The 14,867-nt window shown below is 74.0% G+C and carries 12 protein-coding genes; 8 read left to right on the forward strand and 4 right to left on the reverse strand.

What is annotated here, in order from left to right:
• The first annotated feature begins 458 nt into the window (after nucleotides 1-458).
• Together JNO44_RS30845 and JNO44_RS30850 are read left to right on the forward strand one after the other, a co-directional pair.
• Nucleotides 459-2,618 (forward strand): RecQ family ATP-dependent DNA helicase, encoded by a 2,160-nt coding sequence (locus JNO44_RS30845; protein WP_039632080.1) that lies wholly within the window; start codon nucleotides 459-461, stop codon nucleotides 2,616-2,618.
• Between the two features lie 801 nt (nucleotides 2,619-3,419).
• Nucleotides 3,420-3,980, forward strand: coding sequence for an ATP-binding cassette domain-containing protein (locus tag JNO44_RS30850; RefSeq protein WP_205366959.1), 561 nt, complete (start codon nucleotides 3,420-3,422; stop codon nucleotides 3,978-3,980).
• Between the two features lie 43 nt (nucleotides 3,981-4,023).
• Here the strand turns inward: JNO44_RS30850 and JNO44_RS30855 are convergent, their stop codons facing one another.
• Nucleotides 4,024-4,761 carry a thioesterase II family protein gene (locus JNO44_RS30855; protein ID WP_052286715.1) on the reverse strand — a complete coding sequence of 246 codons (738 nt, stop codon included), beginning with the start codon at nucleotides 4,759-4,761 and terminating at the stop codon, nucleotides 4,024-4,026.
• A 3-nt stretch (nucleotides 4,762-4,764) separates the two neighbouring features.
• The gene (locus JNO44_RS30860; protein ID WP_205366960.1) at nucleotides 4,765-6,096 is read right to left on the reverse strand and encodes an MFS transporter; all 1,332 of its coding nucleotides are present in this window, start codon (nucleotides 6,094-6,096) and stop codon (nucleotides 4,765-4,767) included.
• Nucleotides 6,097-6,332: 236 nt separating this feature from the next.
• On the opposite strand from JNO44_RS30860, the gene JNO44_RS30865 reads away from it, so the two are divergent.
• Both JNO44_RS30865 and JNO44_RS30870 read left to right on the forward strand, forming a co-directional pair.
• Nucleotides 6,333-6,542 (forward strand): hypothetical protein, encoded by a 210-nt coding sequence (locus JNO44_RS30865; protein ID WP_039632078.1) that lies wholly within the window; start codon nucleotides 6,333-6,335, stop codon nucleotides 6,540-6,542.
• 40 nt (nucleotides 6,543-6,582) lie between these two features.
• Nucleotides 6,583-7,014: a hypothetical protein gene (locus JNO44_RS30870; protein WP_205366961.1), complete on the forward strand. Its 432-nt coding sequence runs from the start codon at nucleotides 6,583-6,585 to the stop codon at nucleotides 7,012-7,014.
• 184 nt (nucleotides 7,015-7,198) lie between these two features.
• On the opposite strand, the gene JNO44_RS30875 is transcribed toward JNO44_RS30870, so the two are convergent.
• Together JNO44_RS30875 and JNO44_RS30880 are read right to left on the reverse strand one after the other, a co-directional pair.
• Nucleotides 7,199-7,870, reverse strand: coding sequence for a response regulator transcription factor (locus tag JNO44_RS30875; protein WP_039632076.1), 672 nt, complete (start codon nucleotides 7,868-7,870; stop codon nucleotides 7,199-7,201).
• A complete protein-coding gene (locus JNO44_RS30880; RefSeq protein ID WP_205366962.1) occupies nucleotides 7,858-9,069 on the reverse strand; it encodes a sensor histidine kinase in 1,212 nt (403 codons plus the stop codon). The genes JNO44_RS30875 and JNO44_RS30880 overlap by 13 nt, the downstream gene beginning before the upstream one ends.
• Before the next feature lie 240 nt (nucleotides 9,070-9,309).
• On the opposite strand from JNO44_RS30880, the gene JNO44_RS30885 reads away from it, so the two are divergent.
• From JNO44_RS30885 to JNO44_RS30900, 4 genes are all read left to right on the forward strand, one after another.
• Nucleotides 9,310-10,110, forward strand: a complete 801-nt coding sequence (locus tag JNO44_RS30885; RefSeq protein WP_205366963.1) for an ABC transporter ATP-binding protein — start codon at nucleotides 9,310-9,312, stop codon at nucleotides 10,108-10,110.
• Nucleotides 10,111-10,115: 5 nt separating this feature from the next.
• Nucleotides 10,116-12,863: an ABC transporter permease gene (locus tag JNO44_RS30890; RefSeq protein ID WP_205366964.1), complete on the forward strand. Its 2,748-nt coding sequence runs from the start codon at nucleotides 10,116-10,118 to the stop codon at nucleotides 12,861-12,863.
• A 27-nt stretch (nucleotides 12,864-12,890) separates the two neighbouring features.
• Entirely contained in the window at nucleotides 12,891-13,307 is a 417-nt protein-coding gene (locus JNO44_RS30895) for a hypothetical protein (protein ID WP_205366965.1), read from the forward strand.
• A 190-nt stretch (nucleotides 13,308-13,497) separates the two neighbouring features.
• Nucleotides 13,498-14,817, forward strand: coding sequence for a serine hydrolase domain-containing protein (locus JNO44_RS30900; RefSeq protein ID WP_205366966.1), 1,320 nt, complete (start codon nucleotides 13,498-13,500; stop codon nucleotides 14,815-14,817).
• Nucleotides 14,818-14,867 lie beyond the last annotated feature (50 nt).

Raw genomic sequence — 14,867 nt, forward strand, 5'->3', positions numbered from 1 at the left:
CGGTGCACGACGGCATGACCCGGTCGGACCGCGAACGGCCGGATACCGGGAAGCACTTCCCATTCTCGCGGCTCGTACAGGCTTGCGGCAACGAGCAATTCCCCGCGCACGGCCGGAAACACCCGGTGTGCCCTCGCTATCCCTGCCCGCCGCACTCGCCGCCGATGCCAGGGTTCCCCTCCCTTCTCTCAGGGCACCGTCGTCGGCGACGGCCACCCCGCCCGCCGGCCTCCGGCCCAACACCGGGCCGGTAGCGGCCGCTTGACCCATGCGGGGTGAACGGCGCTCGGCGGCGACGCCCGGGGGCGGCAGGCGACGTCCGAAGCGGTCCGTCCCCCACCGGGCCGGCGGCAACCGTGTGCCGGCGCGCTCGGCGGGCGGTCCGGGGACCGTTCGCGAGGAGCCCGTCACAGGGGGTGAGCTGGCTGACAGCCCCGACCATCGGGTTGCATGGGGGCATGGACGAACCGGAGCTCCGTACCGAAGCCGATGCCATCCTCGCCGAGCTGGTCGGCGACCCGGGAGGGTCGGCGCGCTTGCGGGAGGACCAGTGGCAGGCGGTGGCGGCACTGGTGGCGGAGCGCCGGCGGGCCCTGGTGGTGCAGCGCACCGGCTGGGGCAAGTCGGCGGTGTACTTCGTCGCCACCGCGCTGCTGCGCCGACGCGGCTCCGGCCCCACGGTGATCGTCTCGCCGCTGCTGGCGCTGATGCGCAACCAGGTGGAGGCGGCGGCGCGGGCCGGCATCCGGGCGCGCACCATCAACTCGGCCAACCCGGAGGAGTGGGACTCCATCTACGGGGAGGTGGAGCGGGGCGAGACCGACGTCCTCCTGGTCAGCCCGGAACGCCTCAACTCCGTGGACTTCCGTGATCAGGTGCTCCCCAAGCTGGCGGCCACGACCGGCCTGCTGGTGGTGGACGAGGCGCACTGCATCTCCGACTGGGGCCACGACTTCCGCCCCGACTACCGCCGGCTGCGGGCGATGCTCGCCGAGCTCGCCCCCGGCGTCCCGGTGCTGGCCACCACCGCGACCGCCAACGCCCGGGTGACCGCGGACGTGGCCGACCAGCTGGGGACCGGCGGCGGCGAGGCCCTGGTGCTGCGCGGCCCGCTGGAGCGGGAGAGCCTGCGGCTGGGGGTGGTCCGGCTGCCGGACGCCGCGCACCGCCTGGCCTGGCTCGCCGAGCACCTGGACGAGCTGCCGGGCTCCGGCATCGTCTACGCACTGACCGTGGCCGCGGCCGAGGAGGCCACCGCCTACCTCCGGCAGCGCGGGTTCCCGGTGTCCTCCTACACGGGGCGCACGGAGAACGCCGACCGGCTCCAGGCCGAGGCCGACCTGTTGGAGAACCGGGTCAAGGCGCTGGTCGCGACGTCGGCGCTGGGCATGGGCTTCGACAAGCCGGACCTGGGCTTCGTGCTCCACCTCGGCTCGCCGTCCTCGCCGATCGCCTACTACCAGCAGGTCGGGCGCGCGGGGCGCGGTGTGGCGCACGCCGATGTGCTGCTGTTGCCGGGCAAGGAGGACGAGGCCATCTGGCGCTACTTCGCCGACACCGCCTTCCCGCCCGAGGCGCAGGTGCGGCAGACCCTCGCGGTGCTCGCGGAGGCCGGTCGGCCGCTGTCCGTGCCGGCGCTGGAGGCGGCGGTGGACCTGCGGCGCAGCCGGCTGGAGACCATGCTCAAGGTGCTGGACGTCGACGGCGCGGTCAAGCGGGTCAAGGGCGGCTGGACCGCCACCGGGGCGGCGTGGGTGTACGACGCCGAGCGCTATGCCTGGGTGGCTCGGCAGCGGGCCGCCGAGCAGCAGGCCATGCGCGACTACGTGGGCACGACCGGGTGCCGGATGGAGTTCCTGCGCCGGCAGTTGGACGACGAGGGGGCGGCCCCGTGCGGCCGTTGCGACAACTGCGCGGGGCCCTGGGCCGATTCCGCCGTGTCGGCGGAGACGCTGACGGCGGCGGTGAAGGAGCTGGACCGCCCGGGGGTGGAGATCGAGCCGCGCCGCATGTGGCCGACGGGGATGCCCGCGCTGGGCATCGACCTCAAGGGGCGCATCCCGGCCGGCGAACAGTGCGCCACCGGGCGCGCCCTGGGGCGGCTGTCGGACATCGGCTGGGGCAACCGCCTGCGCCCGCTGCTGGCGGAGCAGGCGCCCGACGGGCCGGTGCCGGACGACGTCCTGCGGGCCGCGGTGGCGGTCCTGGCCGACTGGGCGCGTTCCCCGGGCGGCTGGGCGTCGCAGGCCCCGGACGCCGCCGGCCGGCCGGTGGGGATCGTCGCGGTGCCGTCCTCGACCCGCCCGCAGCTGGTGGGGTCGCTGGCCCAGGGGATCGCGACCATCGGCCGGCTCCCCTTCCTCGGCTCGCTGTCGTACACCGAAGCGGGTGGCGGGCAGGCCCCGCGCCGCAGCAACTCCGCGCAGCGCCTCAGGGCGCTGTCCGGCGCGTTCGCCGTCTCCGAGGAGCTGGCCGGTGCCCTGGCCCGCGCGCAGGGCCCCGTCCTGCTCGTGGACGACTGCACCGACTCCGGCTGGACGCTGGCCGTCGCCGCCCGCCTGCTCCGCCGGGCGGGCAGCGGGCCGGTGCTGCCGCTGGTGCTCGCCGCGGCGGGCTGAGCCGCCCGGCCCCGGCTCGTGGTGCGGCGACGGACCCACCGGCCCGATTCGGCCCCGGCGGCCGAATTTCGCGCCCTGTCGCGAAAATTCCTCGGTCGTAATGTCTGTGCAATGCCGTGTCTCGCGATGTGGACGGGGTAAGCCCCCAGGGGTTAGGGTGCGGCCGAATGTCATCGGTGCGGGATACCTCGGGCGACGTCCGCGGCGGGCCGGGCCGATACGAAGGCGACGCGTCGGTGTGACGACGCCGAAACATTCTTCGGCGGCCCGGTCGACGCGCAAGTCTTTAGCGGGTCGCGATATGCGGTCGATAGCGGTGGTTGTTCGGTGCGGTGTGAGGGATTCGTGAAGTGATTCATGGATCACTACGAATATTCGGGTTCATTTCTCGCCACGGCGTGGCCGAAATTGTTTCATGGAGGTGTCCCGGCGGTTCTCGGCGGCCCCGGAGTGCATTCCGTAAGCGGGTGATGTGCCATTAAACAGGCGCTCCCGGCCAACGGGTGCAGCCGAGACAAGCGGCCCCTGTACTGGGCAAACGGGAGCAATGGCGAGATCTCAAAGGTCCTGCCGACCGTTTTGGCACGGTTCCGGATCATGCGGTATTTGTGCCGGTGAGCTCCGACACGCCGGAGCGGGAGAGGGTGCTCGCACTACGGCCTTGGGTGAGCTAACTGTACCTGTGACCCACTTGAGAACCCCCTGTTCCGGGTCGCTCACCATCGGTATGTTGGGCGCAGCTGATACGCCAGTCAGGCGCGGCGGCGGATCATTTCGCCGCGGTATTAGGAGAAGGCATCGATGAGCTACGTGAAGTCGGGCGAATTTGTCGACCGCGCCCCCGACGTCGTCACGCTCGACAATGTATCGAAAGTCTATGACTCGGCCCCGGGCACGGTGCACGCGCTGCGCAATGTGTACCTCGGGGTAACGGTCGGGAGCTTCCTCGCCGTAATGGGCAAGGAAAAGTCGGGTAAGACCACGCTGCTGAAGTGCCTGTCCGGGGAGACCCGGCCGTCGTCCGGTTCGCTGCGCCGCCGGGCCGGGGCCCAGGGCGGCGTCACGGTCACCTGGCCCACGGCTGAGGAGGGCGCCTCGTCGCTGGAGGCCGCGCTCGCCCGCCGCCCCGAGCTGCTGCTCGCCGACGACGCGTCGGAGGAGTGCGGGGCGGCGCTGCGGCGGGCTGTGGACGAGCGGGGCGTCGCGGTGGTCATGGCCACGACGGCACCGGCCGCGGCGGCGCAGGCCGATGCCGTCGTGTTCCTGGACGACGGGGCGGTGGTCGACATGATCGCCGATGCCGGCCCGCAGGCGATCCGGGAGTGCCTGGAGCGGGCCGGCGGCCTCGGCGCCGGCCGCTGAGCCACCGTCGGGCGGACGGCGGGAAGGCGACGACCGGCGGTTCCTAGGCCAGCGTCCGACCGACGATCTCCAGCAGCGGTGCGGCCTCCCGCAGGAAGAAGTGATCGCCCGTCAGCTCGTGCGAGGTGAAGCGACCGCCGACGTGGTGGGCCCAGTCCTGGACCTGGCGGTGGGTGGCCTCCGGGTCGGCGGATCCGGCGAAGGCCGTGACGTCGACGGGGATCACGGCGTCCGGCGCCGGCACGCAGCTCTCCGACAGCGCGAAGTCGGCGCGCAGCATGGGCAGCAGCAGCTCGATCAGCTCGGGGTTCTCCAGGAACTCCGGCGGGGCGCCGTTCATCTTCCGTATCTCCGCGAGCAGTTCCCCCTCCGGCAGGGTGTGCCGCAGGAGCGGGCTGGGGTGCGGGACGCAGCCGGAGACGAATACGTGCGCGGGACGGTGCCGGCCCGCCCGGCACAGGTGGTGGGCCAGGGAGAAGGCGATCTCGCCGCCCATGCTGTGGCCGAAGAACGCGAAGGGCCGGTCGAACCAGCTCGCCAGGTTCTCGGCCAGCTGCGGGACGAGCTCCTCGACGCGGGTCTGCGGCGTTTCGCCGAAGCGCTCCTCACGGCCCGGCAGCAGTACGGGGCAGACCTCGACGGACTCGGGCAGGAAGCGGCTCCACGAGGTGAAGATGCTGGAGCCGCCGCCGGCGTAGGGGAAGCAGAACAGCCGGACGGCCGCCGTGGGGCGCGCCGGGCGGGCGACCGCCCAGCGGGGCGAGCGGGGTGGGACGGGCATGGGTCACCTTTCCAGGGGTTCGGAGGTTGCGGAGGTCGGCTCGGGACCGGCGGCGTCGGCCGGGTCGGCGACGGAAGGAACCGAGGACGGGGAGAGGGACGGCGCCTCGTCCGCTTCCGGTGTGCCGTGCACGGAGGTGAAGGCGCGCAGGGCGGGGCTGACGCCCGCCGCGAGCGCGGCCAGCAGCAGGACGCCGGCGCAGCTCAGAACGGCCTGAGCGGGGCCGGCCGCGTCGACCAGGAGGCCGCCGAGGAGCGGGCCCGCGGCGCCCGCGACGCCGCCGGCCAGTCCCAGGGCCGCGCTGACCCGACCGCGCAGCCGGTCGGGGGTGAGCGCCATCTGGTAGGTCACCACGGCGGTCTGCACGGTGGGTGCCAGGAAGGCGATGGCGGCCAGCACGGCACCGAAGAGATAGCCGCTGGTCCGCACCAGCAGCAGCGGGGTCAGGCCGGCGCCCAGCCACCCCAGGAGGATGATCGCGGCGCGGGGCGTGAGGAGCCGGTGCATGCGGGGCGCGAGCAGCGCGCCGGCCAGACCGCCCGCGCCGACCAGCACACCGATGGCGCCGATCTCGGCGGCGGGGATCTTCGCGCGCTGTGCGAGCGTCAGCACGATGAGGTACAGCGCGTTGAAGCAGACGCTCACCCCGACCGCGACCGCCATGCTCGCCCGGATGACGGGACGCCGCCAGATCCACCCGACGCCCTCGCCGATCTCGCCGACCAGGGAGCGCCGCGCGCCGGCGGTGCCCGCCCCGCCGGGTCCCTTCAGCCGCAGGAAGAGGAGCATCACGAACGAGCCCGCGTAGGTCACCCCGTTCACCAGGAACGGCAGGGCCTTGTGGGCGGTGAACAGGAAGCCGCCGATGCCGGGGCCCGCCAGGGTGGCGAGGTAGCTGCGGGCCGCGCTCACCGAGACGGCCGTCGGCAACTGCTCCTTGGCGACGACCTGGGGGAGGGCGGCCTCCTCGGCGGGCGCGAACATCGCGGCGGCCGCGCCGTCGACGACCGCGACGGCCAGGATGTAGCCGAACGCGACGCCGTCGCCGAGCAGCATCAGCGCCAGGCCGACCATCATCGGCACCCGCGCCAGCTCGCACAGCAGCATGATCCGCTTGCGGTGCCAGCGGTCGATCAGCGCACCGGCCGGGACCAGCACCACCAGCCGGGTCAGGGCGCTGACGGCGCCGGCCGCGCCCGCGTCGACGGCCGAGTCGGTCAGCATCAGGACCAGCAGCGGCAGCGCGAACACCGAGATCTGCGCGCCGAGTTCGGAGAGCGCCTGACTGCCCCACAGCAGGTGGTAGTTGGTGTTGCGGCGCAGGGGGAGCGTCATGGGCGCATGCTGTCATCGCCCCGCCGGACGCGGCAGGTGTTTAAGGGTGGGCGGAACTCCCCTGGTGGGAAGGGGGATCGGGTGCCGGTCCACGTGCTGAACCCGCGATGGTGGTGCAGGCTCCACCCCGGTTCGGGGGCGCGGTGTACTGACCGGTCGACGGTCGCTCGGACAGCATGGAGGCAGACAGCGCGGCTCGGGCCGTGCGAGACGACGGGTACGACTGGAGACCTCTCATGGCACGTACGCACCGCGAGCGCGGCGCCCATTGGATCGTTCCCCCGCTGTTCGTCTTCTTCGCGGGCGCCATGCTGACGTCGGTGATCTCCCATGTGGTCACCGGGGACACGCACACCACCGTGATGATCGCGGGCTTCACCCTGGACGCCATCGCACTGCTCTGGGGAGTGGTGCGCTGGCAGCGGGCCGGAACCGCCGATGACTGAGCCGTACGGACCTTCCGAACCCTCCGAGGAGAGCAGCAGCATGCCTGCGTCCGTGACCCGCGAGGGCCCCCTGCGCGGAAAGTGGCGGACCGTCACCAGGGCGGCGGTCGCGGTCGCCCTGGTGGTCCCGGCGGCATTCTCCATGGCGGCCTGCGAGAACTCACCGCAGAAGGCCCTCGACCGCGGGGACACCTGTCTGAAGATCCTGGACGTGGCGCTGTTCGACCCCCACCCCAAGGACGCGGCGGTCGCGGAGAAGGACGTCGCGGACCGGGCCGACAGGCTGGACGAGCTGGCGAAGCAGACGGACGACGCCAAGCTCCGCAAGGCCGCGCAGGACACCGCGAAGGAACTGCGCGGGACGACGCTCAAGGAGCGGACGCCCGGCTCGGTCACCGAGTACCTCGCCGGCCAGAACAAGCGGCTCAAGAAGCTGCGCGGTACGTGCACTTCCGTGGGCGACTACCTGTAGCGGAAGTCCGGCCGGGCCGGCCGCGCGAAAGCCGCCCCACAGACCGGGAATTCCCCAGCGGTCGGCCCGTCCTCCGTCGAGGCCGCGCGGAATTCCCCCCACCCGGGTGTTCGGAGTCCCCCGTCTCCGGACACCCGGGTTCTCCGCTTCCCGGGGTGCCGCTGCCGGGTGCCGTGCGCACCGCTCAGACCGCGGGGCTCTCCGGTGCGCTGTTCCCCAGGAACGCCAGCACGGCCAGCACCCGGCGGTGCACGCTGCCGCCCTCCGGCGGCAGGCCCAGCTTGTCGAAGACGCCGCGGATGTGCTTGCTCACCGCGCGCTCGGTGATGACGAGTTTCTCCGCGATGGCGGCATTGGCCAGGCCCTGCGCCATCATCTCCAGCACCTCGTGCTCGCGCGGGGTCAGCGCCTGCAGCGGGCGGGCGGCGGCCTTCTGGCTGACGATCTCCGTGATGACCTCGGGGTCGAGCGCGGTGCCGCCGCCGACGATGCGCTCCAGCGCCTCCAGGAACTGCTCGACCCGACCGACCCGGTCCTTGAGCAGATAGCCGATCCCGCGGGCGCCCTGTGCCAACAGCTCTGCCGCATACGCCTGTTCCACGTACTGCGAGAGCACGAGGATCGGCAGGTCGGGGAGTTCCTTGCGGGCCTGCACGGCGGCGCGCAGGCCCTCGTCGCGGAAGCTGGGCGGCAGCCGGACGTCCAGGACCGCGGCGTCGGGGCGGTGTTCGCGCAGTGCGGGCATCACCTCGGGGCCGGCCGCGCAGGTGGCCACCACCTCATGGCCGTTGCTGGTCAGCAGCAGGACCATGCCCTCCCGCAGCAGCGCGTTGTCCTCGGCGATCACGATCCGCACGGCAGCTCCACTTTCAGCTTGGTCGGCCCGCCCTCGGGGCTGGTGAGGCTGGTCGTGCCGTCGAGCGCGGCGACCCGCCGGCGGATGCCGACCAGGCCGCTGCCGCCCACTTCGCCGGCACCGCCGCGGCCGTCGTCGGTCACGGTCACCGTCAACACGCCGTTGCCCCGGGTGAATCGTACCGATGCCTGGGTGGCCGCGGAGTGCTTGCGGATGTTGGTCAGCCCCTCGGCCACCACGAAATACGCCGCGGCCTCGACCGACGCGGGCAGCCGGTGGCCGTTCTCCACCGAATTCAGGCTCATTTCCACCGGGATGTCGGAGGAGGCGGCCAACGCCCGTACCGCACCGGCCAGCCCCCGGTCGGTCAGCACCGGCGGATGGACCGTACGGACCACCTGCCGCAGATCGGCCAGCGCACCCTCGACGCCCGCCTGCGCCTCGTCCAGGCGGGCCAGGGCGGCGTCCGGATCGCTGCGGAGCTGCTGCTTGGCCAGCCCGATGCGCAGCGACAGCGCGACGAGCTGCGCCTGCACACCGTCGTGCAGATCCCGTTCGATGCGGCGCAGTTCGGCGCTGTGCGCCTCCACCGCGCCGGCCCGGCTCTCGGACAGCTCGGCGACCCGCTCGGCCAGCCGGGCCGAGGCGGACGGGCGCAGCAGCGCCGCGGTCCACCGGGCCTGGAGGTCGGCCAGGGCCACGATGTGGCGCAGCACCAGCGAACGGCGCGGGGTCGCCGGCACGCCGTACTCCGACTCGCGGCGCCGGGCGAGCCGGCCGCCCAGCCCCATCCCCAGACCGTCCACCAACAGACCCACCAGCCACAGCGGCACCGTCAGCACGCTGAAGACGACGAACGTCACGGTGGCCATCGGCAGCCACAGGGTGTCGCGCCAGGTGCCGGGGTCGGTGAGTGCCAGCCGCACCCGGTCGGCGGGGGCGCCGTCGAGGGGGAGGTACTCCTCGGGGATCGGGGCGCCCAGCCAACCTCCGGCGCGCACCCGCTCGTAGCCGGCCAGTCGGCGCAGCAGCCGGACGATCTCCGGCATCGCCGGGGCGCCGATCACGAACACCGTGAACAGCAGGCCGATCGGCACCAGGAAGGCGGTCAGGAAGCACAACCAGGCGAGCGGAATGCCGAAGTAGAGGTAGTAGCCGGCATGCCAACCGGCGCGTAACTGTCTGGCGAAGTCGTCCATCGTGGGCTCCCTCCGGTGCGGGACACCACTCCGGTCCCGGCGCGTGGTGAGGATACGGATCACCGTATGCCGAACGGGTGCGGATGCGCGGTGCGCCGGTCACCCCGGGCGATGGTGGGGCTGGCTGTACCCCGGGACGGGTGTGCGCTCTCTCGTGCCCCGCGGCCGTGATCCATAGCGTTCACAGCAGACAGGACGACTGGCGGAACAGCCGTCCTCGGACGAGCCCGGAGGACGCACATGGTCAGGCTTCGCACGGCGAAACGCGCCGCGGCGGCGGCCGCTTCACAGGAGGCCGGACCGACGGCCGCGCTGGCCCTGGAGTCGGTCACCCGGCGCTACCGCCGCGGCGGCCGCGACGTGAACGCGCTGGACGACGTCAGCCTCACCCTGCGGCGCGGCCGGTTCCTGGCCGTCATGGGCCGCTCCGGCTCCGGCAAGACCACCTTCCTGCAGTGCGCCGCCGGGCTCGACCGCCCCACCTCGGGCACCGTGCGGATCGGCGAGACGGATCTGTCGCGGCTCGGCGAGGCGGGGCTGACCCGGCTGCGCCGGGACCGGATCGGCTTCGTCTTCCAGGCGCTGAACCTGGTGCCGTCGCTGACCGTGGCGGAGAACACCGCGCTGCCGTTGCTGCTGGGCGGCGACCGGCCCGAGGACCCGGCCGTGCGGGAGCGGGCGCTGGCCGTCCTGGCGGCGGTGGGGCTCGCGGACCGGGCCGACGACTCGCCGCTGACGCTCTCCGGCGGCCAGCAGCAGCGGGTGGCGATCGCCCGCGCGCTGGTCACCGACCCCGCCGTGATCTTCGCGGACGAGCCGACCGGCGCCCTCGACCCGGTCACCGCCCGCGACGTGCTCACCCTGCTGCGCGACGCGGTGGACCGCGAGGGGCACACCGTGGTGATGGTCACCCACGACCCGGTGGCCGCGTCCTGGACGGACGAGGCGGTGTTCATCGAGGCCGGCCGGATCGTCAACCGGATGGACCGCCCCGAACCGGACGCGGTCGCCCGGACGTTGGCCGCACTCGGGGAGCGGTGAGCGCGATGTCTGTTGCCACCGGACCCCGGACCGGCCCCGCGGAGGTGCGGCCGGTGCGCGCCGACTCCCCGGCCCGCACCCTGCGCACCGCCCGCTTCCTGGCCAGCCGTTCACTGCGGCGGCACCGCAAGGCATGGGCCGCGGTGTTCGCCGCCCTGGTGCTGACCTCGCTGCTGCTGGGCAGCTTCGCGCTGGCGACCCTGTCGGCGTTCGTCGGCCACGCCCGGGTGGAGCGCTACGCCGCCACCAGCGCGGTGGTCACCGGCGACCAGACCACCCGCTACACCGCCAAGCCCTGGGGCGATCCGCCCATGACGGAGACCCAGTCGCTCACCGAGCGGGTGCGGGTGCCGCGCGCGGTGCGCGCGCGGCTCGCGGCCGTCCCGGGGGTCAAGGCGGCCGTCGCGGACGACGCCGTCCCCGTCGCGCTCGCCGCCAGGGACGGCGGCGCGGTGGCCGGTCCGCGCAGCGACTCCGGCAACTCCCCGATCTTCGGCCACCCTTGGTCGGCCGCCGCGCTGGCCCCCTTCACCCTGCGGGCCGGGCACGCCCCGACCGGGCCCCGGCAGGTCGTCCTGGACGGCGATCTGGCGGCCCGCGCCGGCGTCCGCACGGGCGAGCACCTCACGCTCCAGACGCTGACCGCCCCCACCCCGTACGAGGTCGTGGGCATCGCCGCGCCCGCGGCACAAGGCGACGCCACCGGGCTCGGCCACCAGGGCGCCGTCTTCTTCGACGACGAGACGGCCCGCCGGCTCGCCGGGCACCCCGCCACCACCGACGCCATCGGGGTCCTCGCCGACCCCGGGGTGGACGTCCGCCAGCTCTACCCCCGGCTGCGCCAGGCGCTGGACGGCGCGCACCCGGCCCGTGACGCCTCGGCCGGTACCCGCTACAAGGAGGACGCCACGGCACTGCGGGTGCTGACCGGCAACGGCCGCGGCGAACCGGAGTTCCTGGAGTCGGCGCCCAGCCGGATGAGCCTGTTGATGCTGCTCGCGACGGTCTGCGTCACCGTGTTGATGATCGCCGTCCTGGTGGTCTCCAGCACCGTGGCCCAGGCGGTCCACCAGCGCTCCCGCGAGATGGCGCTGCTGCGCGCGGTCGGCGCCACGCCCCGGCAGCTGCGGGTGACCGTCGCCCGCGAGATCAACGTGGTCGCGGTGGCCGCCGCGCTGCTCGGCGCGATCGGCGCGGTGCCGGTCTTCCTCCAGCTGATCGCGATGCTCCAGGAGCGCGGCGCGGTGCCGATGGGGCTCGAACTGCCCACCCCGGTCTGGATGTTCGCGGTGCCCGTGCTGACCGCCGGGCTGACCCTGCTGGTGGCCCGGCTGTCCGCCGCGCTCGCCTGCGGTCGGATGGCCAAGCTCCGCCCCGCGCAGGCGATGGGCGAGGCGCAGCGCGAGCCGGCACAGCCGGGCCGCGGACGGACCATCACCGGGCTGGTGGTGCTCTTCCTCGGCATGAGCTCGGCCGGTACCGCGGCGCTGCAGTACGGGGAGTTGGCCGCGGCGGCCGCCAGTACGGCGGCGCTGGCGCTGGTCATCGCCTGCGCCCTGCTCGGGCCCTGGATCGCCCGTGGGGCGATGCGGCTGCTGGCCGTCCCCGCGCGGCGACTGGGCGGGGCGGGCGGCTACCTCGCGGCCGCCTCCTCGCACGCCAACTCCCGCCGCCTGGGCGCCGCGATCACCCCCATCGTGCTGGTGGTGGCGTTCGTCGGGGTGCAGCTCTCGGCCGGCGCCACCCTCGACCGGCAGGGCGGCGCCCAGGCCGCCCAGGCCCTGCGCGCGCAGCTCGCGGTCACCACGGACGGACCCGGCATCCCCGACGAGGCGGTCCGCCGCGCCGGGGAGGTGCCCGGCGTGGCCGCGGCCACCGGGGTCCTGCACAGCACCGTCGTGCTGGCCCGCCGCGAGACCGGCGAGCCCAAGCTCGACCGGCTGCCGGTCATGGGCGTCGACCCCGCGGCGCTGTCCGCCACCCTCGACCCCGCCGTCCTCTCCGGGACACTCGCGCACCTGGGCCGCGGCACGGTCGCGGTCGGCAAGGACCGGGCCCGCTCGCTGGACCTGAAGCCCGGCTCGACGGTCACCCTCCGCTACGGCGACGGCGCCGCCGTCCCGCTGAAGGTCGCCGCGGTCTACCAGAACTCCCTGGCGCTCGGCGACTTCCTCTTCGCCGCCCAGGAGCTGGCCCCGCACCTGGCCGCCCCGCTCAACTCCCGCATCCTGCTGGGCCTGAAGCCGGGCGCCGACCCCGCCGCCGTGCGCAAGGAGCTGGCCGGCGCCCTGACGACCGCCGCCCTGCACACCACGGTGACCGAACGGCCCACGACCGAACACCTCCAGGCCGAGGACCGGGGCATCGGCCAGGTGATCACCGTGGTCGCGGTCGGCGTGATCGGCGGCTTCACCGCCATCGCGGTGCTCAGCACGCTGACCCTGATCATGCTGGGTCGCCGGGGCGAGATGGTCCTGCTGCGCCTGGTCGGCGCGAGCCGTGGACAGCTGCGGCGGATGCTGGGCGTCGAGGCGGCCATCGTCGTCACGGTCGGGGTGGTGGTCGGCGCGCTGGCCGCGGCGATCCCGCTGACCGCGTTCAGCCTCGCGCTGACCGGTTCGGCGCCCTACATCCCGCCCGCGCAGGCAGGATTGATCGTCCTGACGGTGGTGGTCACCTCGGCGGCCGGGTATCTGCTGCCCGCCCGCTCGGCGCTGCGCACCCGACATCCGGCCGACCTGGCCCGCCGCTGACCACGAGAGACGAGGAGAGCCCACACCATGGCCCGACGAATGACGGTGACGGCGTTACTGGCCCTCATCGGGGCGGCCGCACTCGTACTGAGCGCCTTCCAGCCCTGGTACCAGGGGCGCGATCCCCGGTCCGTGCCCGTCGCGGAGCTGTTCACGGGACTGACCGACAAGGGCGGCGCCGCGACCGCCACCTCGATGCTGCTGCCGCTCGCGGCGGCCGGAGCGCTCGCGCTCCTCGCGCTCGCGGTCCGCTCCAAGGCGGCGATGGCGCTGGCCGCACTGGTGGGGCTGGCCACCTGCGTGCTGTGGGTGGTGCAGCAGATCCGCGAACTCGCGCCGATCGCCTTCGACTGGACCGCCATCGAGCCGGGCCTGCGCAACGCCGCCGGGGGCGTGCTGCTGCTGTTGATCGCCGTCGCGGTGCTCCCCGCCAGGGAGCGCTGAGCCAGCCCGCCGATCCCGTTTTTGCCCCTCTGACGTGCATCTTTCCCACTGCACTTAAAGCCCTGTTCGAACCTTTCGCCCTCCTGAAGACTTCCGTTCGAACGGCCGTCCGCGACCTTGTACCGCGGCCGGCCGCCCCGGTCGCATCCCGCGGTCGGGGCACGACCGGAAGCGGGGGAGGGCGTTCGCGGTGCACGGGGACTCAGCGGATCCAGCGGGGTACGGCGCCGGTGACGGCTCCCCCCTCGACCTCGACCTGGACCGTCTCGCCCGTGACTGCGACGTGGCCGGCGGACAGCTGGCCGTGCACCACCACGGCGCGCTGGAGACCTGGGAGTTCGGCGAGGAGGAGCCCGGCGCCGGACGACCGGTGCACTCCGCGACGGCCTTCCCCTACGGGTCGACGACCAAGGTGTTCACCGCCACCTCCGTCCTGCAACTGGTCGGCGACGGCGACCTGGACCTCGACCGGCCCGTACGGGAATGGCTCCCCGAGGCCGGGACCGTCCCCGAAGCGCGGAAGGACCACCCGGCCCTCGCCGCCACCCTCCGCCAACTCCTCAGCCACACCGCCGGACTGCCCTCCGACCACGACGACGCGGACGCCTCCTCACTGCGCCGCTGGCTGACCGGCTTCCTGGCCGCACCGGCCGACGCCCGGCCCGCCCCGGGCACCTTCTCCTACTCCAACGTCGGCTACGGCATCGCGGGCCGCGTCGTGGAGTCCGTCACCGGACTGCCCTGGTACGAGGCGGTACGGGACTACCTCCTGCGCCCGCTGGGCACCGCCGTCACCGCGCTGCCCGCCGAACCCGGCTCGCTGCCCGCCGGCGGGCTCGCGGGCAGCGCCGCCGACCTGGTGCGGCTGGGCCTGCTCCACGTCGCGGAGCCGGGCCGCCCGGACCTGGCCGACCCGGCGGCCCTGGGGGAGGCGACCCGGCCCACGGCCGGCGCCGACCCGTTCGGGCTGGCCGACGGCTGGGGCCCGGGCCTGGGCCACTTCGGCGCCGCGGACAACCGCTGGCTCGGCCACGACGGCACGCTGGACGGCGCCACCTGCCACCTGCGGATCCACCCCCGGCGCGGCACCGTCGTCGCGCTGACCACCAACTCCCCGACCGGGCAGGCCCTGTGGGACGCCGTGGTCGGCGCACTGCGGGACGCGGGCATCGACGTCGGCGTGTACCGCCCCGTACCCCCGCCCTCCCTGGCGCAGGCAGGCGCCCCCGCCGGCGCGGCGGCCTTCGCGGACTGCACGGGCACCTACCGCAACGGCGAGCTGGCCGTGACGGTCGGCCTCGACGGCCCGCACCTCGTACTGGAACTCCCGGGCGGGGCGAGGGAACTGGCCGAGCCGCTGGCCCGGCGGACCTTCGCCGCCCGGGGGGCCGGGGCCTTCCTCGGGCGCTTCGCCGTCGATGCGCGCACCGGCGCGGTCCACGCCCTCCAGTACAGCGGCCGCACCCTCCTGCGGGACACGGGCCGCGCCCATGGCGCACGGCCGCACTAGGGCGACGGCGGTCAGCACACCTCACCCACACCAACGGCGCTCTATGGGGT

Source organism: Streptomyces noursei (assembly GCF_016917755.1).
In the GTDB taxonomy this organism is placed as follows: Bacteria; Actinomycetota; Actinomycetes; order Streptomycetales; family Streptomycetaceae; genus Streptomyces; species Streptomyces yunnanensis.

Coding starts and splice junctions, on each gene's coding strand:
- JNO44_RS30845 (WP_039632080.1), top strand. CDS start 459: ATGGACGAACCGGAGCTCCGTACCGAAGCCGATGCCATCCTCGCCGAG.
- JNO44_RS30850 (WP_205366959.1), top strand. CDS start 3,420: ATGAGCTACGTGAAGTCGGGCGAATTTGTCGACCGCGCCCCCGACGTC.
- JNO44_RS30855 (WP_052286715.1), bottom strand. CDS start 4,761: ATGCCCGTCCCACCCCGCTCGCCCCGCTGGGCGGTCGCCCGCCCGGCG.
- JNO44_RS30860 (WP_205366960.1), bottom strand. CDS start 6,096: ATGACGCTCCCCCTGCGCCGCAACACCAACTACCACCTGCTGTGGGGC.
- JNO44_RS30865 (WP_039632078.1), top strand. CDS start 6,333: ATGGCACGTACGCACCGCGAGCGCGGCGCCCATTGGATCGTTCCCCCG.
- JNO44_RS30870 (WP_205366961.1), top strand. CDS start 6,583: ATGCCTGCGTCCGTGACCCGCGAGGGCCCCCTGCGCGGAAAGTGGCGG.
- JNO44_RS30880 (WP_205366962.1), bottom strand. CDS start 9,069: ATGGACGACTTCGCCAGACAGTTACGCGCCGGTTGGCATGCCGGCTAC.
- JNO44_RS30885 (WP_205366963.1), top strand. CDS start 9,310: ATGGTCAGGCTTCGCACGGCGAAACGCGCCGCGGCGGCGGCCGCTTCA.
- JNO44_RS30890 (WP_205366964.1), top strand. CDS start 10,116: ATGTCTGTTGCCACCGGACCCCGGACCGGCCCCGCGGAGGTGCGGCCG.
- JNO44_RS30895 (WP_205366965.1), top strand. CDS start 12,891: ATGGCCCGACGAATGACGGTGACGGCGTTACTGGCCCTCATCGGGGCG.